Origin of the sequence: Streptomyces sp. NPDC006476 (genome assembly GCF_040612015.1) — a bacterium.
GTDB lineage: Bacteria > Actinomycetota > Actinomycetes > Streptomycetales > Streptomycetaceae > Streptomyces > Streptomyces griseorubiginosus_B.
In genome coordinates, this window is the sequence record NZ_JBEXPK010000020.1 from 94,334 (window position 1) to 103,986 (window position 9,653).

Consider the following 9,653-nt stretch of genomic DNA (forward strand, 5'->3'; position numbering starts at 1 on the left):
CTCTGCTCCTTTATGGCGGTCGGGGTCATTCTGTCGCGTCGGCCGGGCGGCTACTCGCCGGTCTTCTGCAGTGGCCATCGCCGGTCGTCCTTGGCGCATTCGGCGACAGACGGCCCGTTGTCGCTGGCTGGCTGGTCGGTGGGGAGGATGGCGTTGCGGAGTTCGGCGAGTCGCTGGTCCCACCAGCGGGCCGCGGGTGTGCCGATCGGTGGCGGTCCGGCTTTCACCCACCGTTCGTACAGGGTCGTGACGCGCTGAATGTCGGCCGCGGCCGTGCGGGCGAGGGCGGCGGTGATGCTCACGCCTGGTTGGAGTTCAGCGACTACGGCGGCGGCGAGGGCCCGGTAGTCGGGGCCGTCTTGCATCTGGCAGGAGTGCTCGTCGGCGAGTTCGATCGCGCGGGCGAGGACGCCCCGCAGCGGGTTGTCCGCCGTGTCGCTGCTGGTGGCGGGGTTGTCCGGGGTTGTCCGGGCGCCGGTCAGGTCGTCGGGCTGACTATCGGCGATCTCCAGTCGGATGGCGGAGGTGAGGTCGCGGACGGCGGCGGCGAGTTCGTGGATGGCGCCGGGTGTCTGCTCGTCGCGCACGACTTCGAGGGTGGCGAATTGCTGGGTGGGGTGGAGTGGGTGGCCGGTGGGGATGATCCCGGCTTCGGAGCCCCATTCGGGTGCGAGGAGGGCGGAGGCGATGTCGTTGAGTTTGGCGACTCGGCTGAACAGTTCGCGGATGTCTTCCTCGGGGGTGGACTTGCGGATCTGCTGCTGGGGCTGGTCGGTCATGCGGCGGTCTCCTGGGTCTGTGCGAGGGCGGCGGCTGCGATGGCGTCGGCGAACGGCTGGTCCAACGCCTGCACGGCCGTCGACAGTTGCGGGTAGGGGATGAGATCCCGGTGGTCGGGCCGACTCCGGCTGCACCAGATCGCCCACGCGTCGTGCACGTCGGCCGAGGTGACGGCCGGCCCTTTGACGAGGGCGAGCAGCAGGTACAGGTCGAGGAGGGGCGGGTCGAGGTCGGGGATGCGGGCGGCCAGGGCGGCACGGGTCGCAGCGATGTACGTCACGCCGCCTCCTGCTGGCCGGTGAGTTCGGCGATGCGGGCTTCGAGTTCCTGGATGGCTTCGGCTGCTGCGGCCCGGTGGCGTTCGAGGGCCCGGGTGGTGTCGCCAAGCCTGCGCCGGGTGAGCTCCCCCAGCCGCTGGTCTTCGCGCCAGTACTCTGCGAGCACGGCTGCTTCGGGGATCGTCAACACGCCGCGCAACGCTCGCTGGAGGAGGTTGTCGATGGTGGCGTCACGGAGGGCACGTTCCCGCTGATTGGGCTTGAGGGCGTGCCCGTTGGGCCGGCGTCGGGTCACGGCCGCCTCCGGTGTCCGGGTTCGGTGATGATGCGGTCTTGGTTGTCGAGGATTCCGTCTGCGCGGGCGAGGGCGCGCAGGGCTCGCTGGAGGACGTCTCGCCAGTTCTGCCGGCGTCGGGCGTAGGCGGTGAGGATGGCGGCGGACAGGGTGTCGGGCTGCCAGCGGCGAATCGGGCCGGTCACAGGTGCTCCTGGGTGGGGATGTCGGTGATCGCGGGTTGGGGTGCCCAGTCGGGTTCGCAGTCGCCGGCTGGCGACGCTTCCGACTGGTCGGTGACGTGGGCGCCGCCGCACTTCCCGCACTGCCAGGCGGTGAGCTGGTGGTCGGCGTATCCGTGGCGGAGGGCCTCGCAAGCGAAGTCGAGGGTGGCGAAGCGGGGCAGGCCGGTGGGACAGCGGATCGGCCTGCCGAGGGTGCGGGCGGGGTGTGGGAGCCAGGCGCGGGTCATCGGCACCACGGGCCGTTGTCTTCGTCGTCGGGCTCGGGGTCGACGACTGACGCGGGGAGTTCGGTGATGGACCACAGGACGGTCACCGCTGGCCCCCGTTGATCTTGCGGGCTGCGGCGAGTGCGGCCTGTAGCCAGTGAGCGGTCTCGTCGACCTCCAGGCCGTGCCGGATGACCGCGTCGACGGTCTCGGCGGTGTCGCGCAGGAGTTGGGCGTAGCAGGCGTCGAGGTCGGGGTATTCGCCGGTCAGGGTCAGCCGGGTCGTCGATTCGGGGGCCAGCTTGTCGGCTGCGTCTCGGAGTTCGTCGGCGGCGGTCATGCGGCTTCCTTGTCGGTTCGGGCCCACGACGGGGCGGGGTGTGCGCCGGGCCGGTGAAGGCCCGGCGGGGAGACGGGTTCAGTCCCAGGAGTGGAGAAACCACTCGCTGCCGTCCCATGCGTCGGCGACGGGTACGCGTTCGATGCCCATGTCGCGGGCGAGGATGGCGCGGTGGTGGCCGTCGACGACGTGCTTGGCCTGGCAGCAGGTGGGGTGTCCCCAGCAGAGGCGGATGGGTTCTTCGATGCCGAGCTTGGTGATGCTGGCGCGGAGCTTGGCCATGCGCTCGGTGTGGTGGGTGTAGAGCCAGGCGGCTTCGGTGTCCCAGTCGTGGCCCGGGGTAACGGTCTGCTCGGTGGGCGTGAAGAGCCGTAGGAGCTTGGTGGTGGACATCGTTTTCTGGCTTGGTCCTTTCACGCTGCCTCCTTGTCGGCGTGGGCCCACGACGGGGCTGTGCGGGCGTGTGCGGCGTTATGGGCGGCGTGGCGCTCCGGGAGTGCTCGAAGGGCCTGTGAGGCGCTCAGCGCGGCGTACAGCGCGTCTCGCGCGGTAGTGCACGGCCACGCCACGGCCGCGACGACCGTGTACGCGGCGAGCGTGGTGGCGACGGCCAGCAGGACGATCCACACGGCGAGCGCCCAGCCGAGGGTGCGGATGCTGTCGACGGCCTCGACGAACAGAGCGACAGTCACGGGCGCGCCTCCGCTATCGAGGCGCCACGACCCGCGGCCTGCTCGTTCCACTCAACCCAGCCGCACATGGCGTCGTGGAGGACATCGAGTGCGGCGATAACGGCGGGCGGAACGTCGGTGCGTTGAAGGTTCTTGATCGCGTGATGCCAGTCGCCGACGTCTTCGAGGAGGGCGCTCGCAATCTGCGCGACAGGGTTCTCGGCGAACGACACAGCGGAGGCGTCGGGGTCGTCCATCGCGCAGATGAACATCCAGGGCGTGTGGACGGCGGGGTGCGGTTTGAAGTCGGCAGTGGCCACGGCTCAGGCCTCCTTCGGCTGCTGCTGCGCAGCTTCGTAGTCGAGGGCGCGCTGTTCGTCTTCGGCCCGGAACGCGGCATAGAAGTAGTGGCCGTCGGGTGGGAACATCCGATCGCTGTCGGGCCACTCGGCGAGGGCGGCGTCGGTCTCGTATTCGGCGGCGATGGTCTCGGAGGAGAACCCGCACGCGTTCAGCCGGCGCGTCACGACCGGGCCTCTCCGTCTGTAGCAAGCGGCTCGTCGCACTCGCAGCGCTCCCCGTACTGGAGGGCTGGGCACTTGCGCGCACGGTGGACGAGGTGGCCGCAGCCGTCGCACTGCGGGACGGCAGGAGCGGACTCCTTCGGCTGCTGCGCGGCGGCGGGGAGTTGTCCGGAGGCCGCCCGGCGCAGCAGCTCGTCGAGCATCCCGGCCGTGCCCGGGTAGCCCTTCGCGAGGATGAAGTTGCGGAGCTTGTCGCTCGGGAACTCCACCTCGCAGGTCGGCCCGCAGAATGCGTGCTCGCCCTCGGCGTGAGCGCGTTCTGTCTCGTGCTGGTCGCAGAGGTCACCGTCGGGGTCGCAGCCGTTCGGCTCGCTGCATGGGGTGGGCTGCGCCGTCTCGTCGACGAGACGGCGCAGTTCGCGTGTCTGCCAGGCGGCCAGCTCTTCTACAGGGGTGCGGTCCGGGCAGTGGGAACACCACCCGAACGCCCGGTGTGCAGGAATGCTGTGGCCGAGGGGGATGTTGGGGTCGACGTTCATCGGGGCTCCTGGGTCTCGGGCTGCTGCGCCTCGTCGTCGTGTCCCGTGTCGGCGGGCGCGGACTCGGCGGCGACGCAGATCGAGTGCCCCTTGGCCCGACAGTCGGGGCACAGGGTGGCTTTCCCGGGCGCGTGCTGGACGGGCTGCGGAGTCGTGGCGGGCGCCACCTCGGCAGACGCGTCCGGCTCGTCGTCGCCGTCCTCGATGCGCTGGATCACCGCGCGCATCTCGTCGGCCCATTCGGCGGGAACGTGGATGGGCACGTTGTCGCTGCGGCAGGCCATGGTGGCGAGATGGCCGTGGTTGTCGCCACGCCAGCACCACCAGCCGACGTGCACGAGTTCGGGGTTGTCAGTCACAGCTCACCTCGGTACTGGAGTTCGGCGCGGAACAGGTCGACGACGGCTGGCAGTTCGTCGCCCGGCGCCTCAGGGCGGAAGCAGACGGCCTGACGGGCGTGGGTAGCGGCGAGGTCGAGGGCGGTCTGCAGCACCTCGGTGGGCTCGTCCGCGAAGGGGCGGACGGGCGCGGTCGGTTCGGTCATTGCTGGCTCCTGGTGGTGTGGGTTGGGTTGACGCGGCCCCGGGAGTCCGCAGGAGGCCGTGTGCGGGCCGAACGGCGTCCTGCGGCTCCCGGCGCCCGTTCACGGCCGCCTGAGACGCCGTCGGCAGGCTTGGCGGGCGTCACCGGGCGACATAAGGGCCGGTAAGGTTCGAGGCAGACCCGGGCGCGATACGAGCGCGCCCGGGTCGCGGCATTCACGGGGCGGCGGGGCCGGCGAGACGCTGACGGCCGGCGTCGGTGACGGACACTCGGTGCCCGCCGATGCTGGACACCCGCTCGGTGCGGACGTAGCCGGCCTTCTCCAGCGCCACCCAGATGCCGATGGACGCTCGATGCCCGTCACGAGAGGCGACCCGCCAGACGCGGCGCAGCCCGTCGTCGTAGACCAGCGACCCGTCGTGCTGGGCGATCTCCCGGAGCAGGCGCAGCGCGGTCGCCCCGTCCGCAGACGGCTTCGGGCGGCCCTTCTTCCTGGCTTGCTCCGCCTGGTACTGCTCCTCCAGCTCGGCGGCCAGCTTCCGGCCGGCCTCGGTGATGCGGACCGGCGTCTCGTCGCTGCCGCCATCGTCCACCAGGCCGCCGCCGGTAAGCGGGAAAAACGTGCGGCGGTTGTAGACACTCCGCGTGTGCGGGTGGCTGTAGCGGCTTCGGGGCTCGTGCCGGAACAGGACGCCGACGCCGGTGTCGTACTTCGCGATCTCCCGCAGCAGCTTCTGCGAGGCGGGGCTGAGGTCGGTCATGTGCTTCTCCTTCGGGTTGGCGGGTGGGGTTCAGGGCTTGGTGACGTGGAGGCGGCGGCGTCCACCGCCGGGCATCTGGTCGGGGACGACGTGGAAGCCGGCAGCCCGCAACTCGGCCTGGTAGGTGTCGAGGTGGTGTTCTTCGCCGGGGCCGTCGTGGAAGACGTTGACCTGGCGGCGGCCGTCCTGGGCGGTGCGGTAGCCGGGATCCCAGTCGTCGCCGAGCCACTCGGAGGGTTCGAAGCCGCCGAAGGCGAGGACGGCGTCGACGTCGGCGCGGCGGATGTGGCGGGCCATCAGGAGGCCGTCCCGGCGCGGGCGGCGATCTTTGCGAGCTTTGCGTCGAGGACGTAGCCGGGGTTGTCGATCAGCGAGGCGAGGGCGACCGCGGCGGTGACGATGACGTCGCAGAGTTCGTCCTGCACATCGGGGTGGGTGTGGGTGACGCCCTTGCGCGGGTTCTGGCCCTGCACGCCGATCCAGGCCTGGGCGACCTCACCGGCCTCCTCGGTGAGCTTCAGGATGCGCAGGCTGATCTCGGCGTCACTGCGGCCGTTCTCGGCGTCGAGCCAGTCGACGAGGCTGCGGATCGTGGACCACTGGTCGGGGCTGATCATGTTGAGGCTCCTTCGGGTTGGGATGGGGTCAGGTGGCGGTTCGGTGTTCGGCGGGGAGGTCGGTGTCGCAGTAGAAGCCGATGCTGAGCATCGGGAAACCGTCCGCACTTTCGTGCTCCTCGACGACCTTCCATACGGCGGCCGCAGTGCACTGCGGCCGGCCGTCCTGCTGGCGGTGGAAGTTGCTGGTGCAGTCGGCGAAGTCGGTGTAGTCCGGCCGCATCCAGCCGGTGTCGCGGCGGAAGACGCGGACGACGGGACCGGGATCTTCGGCAGGGGGCGCCGCGGGGCTGTCGGCGGCCAACTGCTCGTACACGGCGGCGGCCCGCTCGAGGTCGCGGCACATCCAGTCGCAGCCGTCGCCGCCTCCGTGGGCGAGTCGCAGGAGATGCAACTGCCCGTGGAGCTCGTCAGCGCTGGACCACGGCATGTCGCCCGCATGCAGTTTCGGGGCGCGGGTGCAGCCCCGGTACTGGAAGGCGGCGAACGCGGTCAGCCGGTTCGTGCGCTCGTCCCGCCGCTTCGACTGGGCGTACAGCCAGCGGGCGAACGTCGGCCGCAGCACCAGCAGCGGCACCGTGCCGTCACCCGGGCAGCCGTGCGCGTACAGGCGGCCGTTGGCGCGGAGACGGATCTCGTCTGGGCAGTCCGGGCAGCGGCCCAGACGCGGCAGGGGGACGGCGGTCGGGGCGGTCATCAGGCGGCCTCTCCCGTCTCCGCCGCGACCCACGCCTGGTGGGCGGCGCGGTCATAGGATCCGGCGGCCAACCACTCGGCGGTCGCCTTGGCCGCGGCCTCCTTGCGCCAGCCACGCTTCGCGGGGCGCGGGTACAGCTCGCCGTCCTGCCAGCTGTCGCCGCAGTGGCAGCACGTGGTCGTGGTGCCGTACCAGACCTCGTCCTGGAAGAGCATGCGGCGGCGGGTCTTGCAGGTGGGGCAGCGGAAGATGCGGCGGATGTTGTACTGCCGGGCGCGGCAGACGATGACGGTCACGCGACTTCTCCTGTCTGGGGCTGGTGGATGGTGCGGCTGGCGGGGTTGCCGCCGCACTTGGCGCACCTGCACACATCGGGCGGCGGGGTGGGGCCGGTGGCTGCGGTACCGAGGGGCCAGCCGCCGACGTGAGTGATCTGGTAGCCGCGGCGCGGAGCCGCTTCGGTCTCGGGCTGCGCGTCCCGGGGAGCGGTGACGGTCCGGCCGGTGATGTGTCGCAGGTAGTCGCGGAAGCTGTCGGGGTCTTTGCGAAGTTCGGCGATGTCCTCGACGTTGGGCTCGCTCATCAGGCGGCCTCCCCGTGCTCGAAGCGGGCGGTGCGCCCGAGCGTGTAGGCCGCCTCAAGGTGCGGGCCGACGGGTATACCCGGGTGGAGCATGGGTTTCGTCAGGTCACCCTTCGGGGGCTTCGTTGAGGCACGGCCGACGGGGATCGGCATGGCGCCCCAGCGCTGGAACGTCTCCAGGTCCCGGGCCTTCATGGCCCCTAGGTCGGCACCCAGGCGCTCTAGGTCGTTCGCTGCCATGAGCCAGCTCAGGCCGAACAGGGCCGGCGGGAACGTGCACTCGTCGGAGCAGCGATGGAGTGGGGAACGGAGGAGTTCGTCGCAGTACGCGCCACGGGTGACGCTGTGGTGCAGTGGGGCGGCGCCGTTGGTGTCGGGGATCTGGCCGAGGATGAGCAGGTTCGTGCTGCCGCCGTCGGGGCCAAGGCCCTTGGTGGGGTGGACGGCGTCGGCGAGCAGAGTCAGGTCGAGCCAGTCCTGGCTGCCTTTGACTTCGACCCACCAGCCGATGTCGGGCAGGTGGAAGTCGGGCAGGTAGGGACGGCGGCTTTCGCCTACGTGGTAGCCCTGCGGCTCGTACTCCCAGCGGATGCCGAGGTCGTTGAAGACGTGCGCCCAGCGGGCTTCGAGGCGACTGCGGAAGTGATGGCCGGAGTAGTACGTGTTGATCGCCTGGATGGTCATGCTGCACCTCCGAGCGAGGAGGTGGGCGACCAGCTGGGCGGTGCGATGGAGCGGAGCCGACCGAACTCGCCCTGGAAGTTGAGGGTGATCTCGCGCCCCTGGCCGCCGTTGCGGTTCTTGCCGACGATCAGGTCGACCTTGCCCGCGGTGGGTCCTGTGTCGGATCCGTCGGCGGCGAGCTCGCGGTGGAGCAGGAGGATGACGGAGGCGTCCTGCTCGATCTGTGAGGAGTCCTTGAAGTCGGTGACGAGCGGCTTGCGTCCGACGCTGCCACGGTTGAACTGGGCGAGCGCGATGACGGGGACGGCGAACTCGTCGGCGATCAGCTTGAGGCCGCGGGAGATCTTGGCGACCTCCTGGGCGCGGTTGGCGTCGCCGCCCTTGGTGGACTCGGGCGTGATCAACTGCATGTAGTCGACGACGACGAGGCCTGGCCGCTGCCCCTGGGAGACCATCCAGCGGACTCGGGCGCGGATCTTCGGGACGGTGAGGGCGGCGGAGTCGTCGAGGATGAAGTTGTCCGCGTTCTGGATGCGGTCGGACACCTTGGCGATGCGCGCCCAATCGTCGTCGGTGAGCCTGCGCCTGACGAGGTGGTCGAGCTTGACGCCGGCCTCGGCGGCCGTGAGGCGGGCGATGAGCTCCTTGCGGGTCATCTCCATGGACGCGAACAGGACGGGCTTGCCGCGGCGCATGGCGACGTGAGCAGCCATGTTCATTCCGAGGAGGGACTTGCCGCCGCCCGTCGCGGCGCCGACGACAGTGAGCTCCTTGGGCTTGAACTGGACGACCTCGTTGAGGTCCTTCCACGGGGAGTCCATGGCGTCCTTGTCGACACCCTCGTTGAGCTCGTCGACGAAGGACGCCCAGTTGTCGGCGACGGACAGGCTCTCTTCGATCTGACCCCCGGTGGCCTCGACGAGAAGGGCCTGCAGGTCCGCAAGGGCCTTGTCGAGGATGACCTCGGGCTCGGCCTCGGCCATGCGCGCGGCGGCGGTGGCCTCGGTGTTGATTTGCATGATGCGGCGCAGCCGGTAGAGCCGCACGACGATCTCGGCGTACCACTCGGTGTTGGCGGCGGTCGGGATCATTTGCACGCAGTGGTGCAGGTAGGTGGCTCCGCCGACCTTCTCTAGGTCGCCGCTGCGCTTGAGGTGGTCGGAGACGGTGATCGGGTCAGGGCGGACCCCGGGGGCGCCGTTCAGTTCGAGGATGGCTCGGTAGATGGTTTCGTGCTTGGGCCAGTAGAAGGCCGGCAGTTGGCCGATGATGCGCTCTGCGTCGTTCACCCCGATGGGGGCAAGCAGCATCCCGCCCATCACGGCCTGCTCGGCGTCGAGGTTGCGGGGCAGGTCCAGTTCGGGCGTCTGGTCGTAGTCGTCGGCGGGCGGCTCGTCGTACAGGTCGGTCACTTTCGGGCTCCTTGGCTGTGTGGATGGCAGATGGCGCACGGGATCAGGACGGGGAGGCCTTCGTCGTCTTCGACTTCGCGCAGCCGGGTGGTCGGGTGGCAGTCGATGTCGCCGCAGTGCGGGCCGCCCCCGCTGGGCGGCGAATCGCGGCCGGGCGGCATGTAGCCGGGTGGCAGCGGCGCGAGCTGCCGCCAGGCGGGGAGGAAGTACTTGGCCGACTCGACGCTGGTCCGGGCGGCGACCTTGGCGGCGGAAGTGACCATGGCCTCGATGCCGGATTTTTGGATCAAGGCTTCGATGACGAACCACTGGTTGCCTTCGAAGGGCCAGCGGATGTAGCCGAGTCCGGCGCGCGTCATGGCGTCGATGAGCGGTCGGACGTTGCGGGGGATGCCGTAGTCGAAGTCGGGCTGCGAGCCCTCCGGCCCCCCTTCTTGCTTGCTGGGAGTTGGGAATGGGGAGTGTGGGCCTGATTCCGGCCCACTAGAGGGCCTGATTCC

General features: G+C 70.2%; 22 protein-coding genes. All 22 read right to left on the reverse strand.

Going from position 1 to position 9,653, the window contains the following annotated elements; all coding sequences use genetic code 11:
- Nucleotides 1-50: 50 nt before the first annotated feature.
- The 22 genes from ABZZ74_RS23495 to ABZZ74_RS23600 all read right to left on the reverse strand — a co-directional run bounded on the left by ABZZ74_RS23495 (nucleotide 51) and on the right by ABZZ74_RS23600 (nucleotide 9,512).
- Entirely contained in the window at nucleotides 51-779 is a 729-nt protein-coding gene (locus ABZZ74_RS23495; RefSeq protein WP_356767908.1) for a hypothetical protein, read from the reverse strand.
- Nucleotides 776-1,060 carry a hypothetical protein gene (locus ABZZ74_RS23500; RefSeq protein WP_356767910.1) on the reverse strand — a complete coding sequence of 95 codons (285 nt, stop codon included), beginning with the start codon at nucleotides 1,058-1,060 and terminating at the stop codon, nucleotides 776-778. Before ABZZ74_RS23500 ends, ABZZ74_RS23495 begins: the two co-directional genes overlap by 4 nt.
- Entirely contained in the window at nucleotides 1,057-1,353 is a 297-nt protein-coding gene (locus ABZZ74_RS23505; RefSeq protein WP_356767912.1) for a hypothetical protein, read from the reverse strand. The genes ABZZ74_RS23500 and ABZZ74_RS23505 overlap by 4 nt, the downstream gene beginning before the upstream one ends.
- Nucleotides 1,350-1,538 (reverse strand): hypothetical protein, encoded by a 189-nt coding sequence (locus tag ABZZ74_RS23510; protein ID WP_356767914.1) that lies wholly within the window; start codon nucleotides 1,536-1,538, stop codon nucleotides 1,350-1,352. Before ABZZ74_RS23510 ends, ABZZ74_RS23505 begins: the two co-directional genes overlap by 4 nt.
- Nucleotides 1,535-1,804: a hypothetical protein gene (locus ABZZ74_RS23515; RefSeq protein WP_356767916.1), complete on the reverse strand. Its 270-nt coding sequence runs from the start codon at nucleotides 1,802-1,804 to the stop codon at nucleotides 1,535-1,537. The genes ABZZ74_RS23510 and ABZZ74_RS23515 overlap by 4 nt, the downstream gene beginning before the upstream one ends.
- 82 nt (nucleotides 1,805-1,886) lie before the next feature.
- Complete coding sequence (locus ABZZ74_RS23520; RefSeq protein ID WP_356767918.1) at nucleotides 1,887-2,123, reverse strand: hypothetical protein; 237 nt, start codon at nucleotides 2,121-2,123, stop codon at nucleotides 1,887-1,889.
- A gap of 78 nt (nucleotides 2,124-2,201) precedes the next feature.
- Nucleotides 2,202-2,516 carry a hypothetical protein gene (locus ABZZ74_RS23525; protein ID WP_356767920.1) on the reverse strand — a complete coding sequence of 105 codons (315 nt, stop codon included), beginning with the start codon at nucleotides 2,514-2,516 and terminating at the stop codon, nucleotides 2,202-2,204.
- 20 nt (nucleotides 2,517-2,536) lie between these two features.
- Nucleotides 2,537-2,815 carry a hypothetical protein gene (locus tag ABZZ74_RS23530; protein WP_356767922.1) on the reverse strand — a complete coding sequence of 93 codons (279 nt, stop codon included), beginning with the start codon at nucleotides 2,813-2,815 and terminating at the stop codon, nucleotides 2,537-2,539.
- The gene (locus ABZZ74_RS23535) at nucleotides 2,812-3,114 is read right to left on the reverse strand and encodes a hypothetical protein (protein WP_356767924.1); all 303 of its coding nucleotides are present in this window, start codon (nucleotides 3,112-3,114) and stop codon (nucleotides 2,812-2,814) included. The genes ABZZ74_RS23530 and ABZZ74_RS23535 overlap by 4 nt, the downstream gene beginning before the upstream one ends.
- A 3-nt stretch (nucleotides 3,115-3,117) precedes the next feature.
- Entirely contained in the window at nucleotides 3,118-3,321 is a 204-nt protein-coding gene (locus tag ABZZ74_RS23540; RefSeq protein WP_356767926.1) for a hypothetical protein, read from the reverse strand.
- Nucleotides 3,318-3,857 carry a hypothetical protein gene (locus tag ABZZ74_RS23545; protein ID WP_356767928.1) on the reverse strand — a complete coding sequence of 180 codons (540 nt, stop codon included), beginning with the start codon at nucleotides 3,855-3,857 and terminating at the stop codon, nucleotides 3,318-3,320. Before ABZZ74_RS23545 ends, ABZZ74_RS23540 begins: the two co-directional genes overlap by 4 nt.
- A complete protein-coding gene (locus tag ABZZ74_RS23550; protein WP_356767930.1) occupies nucleotides 3,854-4,216 on the reverse strand; it encodes a hypothetical protein in 363 nt (120 codons plus the stop codon). Before ABZZ74_RS23550 ends, ABZZ74_RS23545 begins: the two co-directional genes overlap by 4 nt.
- Nucleotides 4,213-4,401 carry a hypothetical protein gene (locus tag ABZZ74_RS23555; RefSeq protein ID WP_356767932.1) on the reverse strand — a complete coding sequence of 63 codons (189 nt, stop codon included), beginning with the start codon at nucleotides 4,399-4,401 and terminating at the stop codon, nucleotides 4,213-4,215. Before ABZZ74_RS23555 ends, ABZZ74_RS23550 begins: the two co-directional genes overlap by 4 nt.
- 214 nt (nucleotides 4,402-4,615) lie before the next feature.
- Entirely contained in the window at nucleotides 4,616-5,161 is a 546-nt protein-coding gene (locus ABZZ74_RS23560; RefSeq protein WP_356767934.1) for a hypothetical protein, read from the reverse strand.
- Nucleotides 5,162-5,191: 30 nt separating this feature from the next.
- The gene (locus ABZZ74_RS23565; protein WP_356767936.1) at nucleotides 5,192-5,458 is read right to left on the reverse strand and encodes a hypothetical protein; all 267 of its coding nucleotides are present in this window, start codon (nucleotides 5,456-5,458) and stop codon (nucleotides 5,192-5,194) included.
- Nucleotides 5,458-5,778, reverse strand: coding sequence for a MazG-like family protein (locus ABZZ74_RS23570; protein WP_356767938.1), 321 nt, complete (start codon nucleotides 5,776-5,778; stop codon nucleotides 5,458-5,460). Before ABZZ74_RS23570 ends, ABZZ74_RS23565 begins: the two co-directional genes overlap by 1 nt.
- Nucleotides 5,779-5,806: 28 nt before the next feature.
- Nucleotides 5,807-6,475 carry a hypothetical protein gene (locus ABZZ74_RS23575; RefSeq protein WP_356767940.1) on the reverse strand — a complete coding sequence of 223 codons (669 nt, stop codon included), beginning with the start codon at nucleotides 6,473-6,475 and terminating at the stop codon, nucleotides 5,807-5,809.
- The gene (locus ABZZ74_RS23580) at nucleotides 6,475-6,771 is read right to left on the reverse strand and encodes a hypothetical protein (protein WP_356767942.1); all 297 of its coding nucleotides are present in this window, start codon (nucleotides 6,769-6,771) and stop codon (nucleotides 6,475-6,477) included. Before ABZZ74_RS23580 ends, ABZZ74_RS23575 begins: the two co-directional genes overlap by 1 nt.
- Nucleotides 6,768-7,058 (reverse strand): hypothetical protein, encoded by a 291-nt coding sequence (locus ABZZ74_RS23585; RefSeq protein ID WP_356767944.1) that lies wholly within the window; start codon nucleotides 7,056-7,058, stop codon nucleotides 6,768-6,770. The genes ABZZ74_RS23580 and ABZZ74_RS23585 overlap by 4 nt, the downstream gene beginning before the upstream one ends.
- Nucleotides 7,058-7,741: a hypothetical protein gene (locus ABZZ74_RS23590; RefSeq protein ID WP_356767946.1), complete on the reverse strand. Its 684-nt coding sequence runs from the start codon at nucleotides 7,739-7,741 to the stop codon at nucleotides 7,058-7,060. The genes ABZZ74_RS23585 and ABZZ74_RS23590 overlap by 1 nt, the downstream gene beginning before the upstream one ends.
- Nucleotides 7,738-9,153, reverse strand: a complete 1,416-nt coding sequence (locus ABZZ74_RS23595; RefSeq protein ID WP_356767948.1) for a DnaB-like helicase C-terminal domain-containing protein — start codon at nucleotides 9,151-9,153, stop codon at nucleotides 7,738-7,740. The genes ABZZ74_RS23590 and ABZZ74_RS23595 overlap by 4 nt, the downstream gene beginning before the upstream one ends.
- Nucleotides 9,150-9,512, reverse strand: a complete 363-nt coding sequence (locus tag ABZZ74_RS23600; protein WP_356767950.1) for a hypothetical protein — start codon at nucleotides 9,510-9,512, stop codon at nucleotides 9,150-9,152. The genes ABZZ74_RS23595 and ABZZ74_RS23600 overlap by 4 nt, the downstream gene beginning before the upstream one ends.
- Nucleotides 9,513-9,653 lie beyond the last annotated feature (141 nt).

What these genes read in the sequence shown, in the direction of transcription:
- ABZZ74_RS23495 (WP_356767908.1), bottom strand. Translation starts at nt 779, where the DNA reads ATGACCGACCAGCCCCAGCAGCAGATCCGCAAGTCCACCCCCGAGGAA.
- ABZZ74_RS23515 (WP_356767916.1), bottom strand. Translation starts at nt 1,804, where the DNA reads ATGACCCGCGCCTGGCTCCCACACCCCGCCCGCACCCTCGGCAGGCCG.
- ABZZ74_RS23520 (WP_356767918.1), bottom strand. Translation starts at nt 2,123, where the DNA reads ATGACCGCCGCCGACGAACTCCGAGACGCAGCCGACAAGCTGGCCCCC.
- ABZZ74_RS23525 (WP_356767920.1), bottom strand. Translation starts at nt 2,516, where the DNA reads ATGTCCACCACCAAGCTCCTACGGCTCTTCACGCCCACCGAGCAGACC.
- ABZZ74_RS23545 (WP_356767928.1), bottom strand. Translation starts at nt 3,857, where the DNA reads ATGAACGTCGACCCCAACATCCCCCTCGGCCACAGCATTCCTGCACAC.
- ABZZ74_RS23555 (WP_356767932.1), bottom strand. Translation starts at nt 4,401, where the DNA reads ATGACCGAACCGACCGCGCCCGTCCGCCCCTTCGCGGACGAGCCCACC.
- ABZZ74_RS23560 (WP_356767934.1), bottom strand. Translation starts at nt 5,161, where the DNA reads ATGACCGACCTCAGCCCCGCCTCGCAGAAGCTGCTGCGGGAGATCGCG.
- ABZZ74_RS23565 (WP_356767936.1), bottom strand. Translation starts at nt 5,458, where the DNA reads ATGGCCCGCCACATCCGCCGCGCCGACGTCGACGCCGTCCTCGCCTTC.
- ABZZ74_RS23570 (WP_356767938.1), bottom strand. Translation starts at nt 5,778, where the DNA reads ATGATCAGCCCCGACCAGTGGTCCACGATCCGCAGCCTCGTCGACTGG.
- ABZZ74_RS23575 (WP_356767940.1), bottom strand. Translation starts at nt 6,475, where the DNA reads ATGACCGCCCCGACCGCCGTCCCCCTGCCGCGTCTGGGCCGCTGCCCG.
- ABZZ74_RS23585 (WP_356767944.1), bottom strand. Translation starts at nt 7,058, where the DNA reads ATGAGCGAGCCCAACGTCGAGGACATCGCCGAACTTCGCAAAGACCCC.
- ABZZ74_RS23590 (WP_356767946.1), bottom strand. Translation starts at nt 7,741, where the DNA reads ATGACCATCCAGGCGATCAACACGTACTACTCCGGCCATCACTTCCGC.
- ABZZ74_RS23600 (WP_356767950.1), bottom strand. Translation starts at nt 9,512, where the DNA reads ATGACGCGCGCCGGACTCGGCTACATCCGCTGGCCCTTCGAAGGCAAC.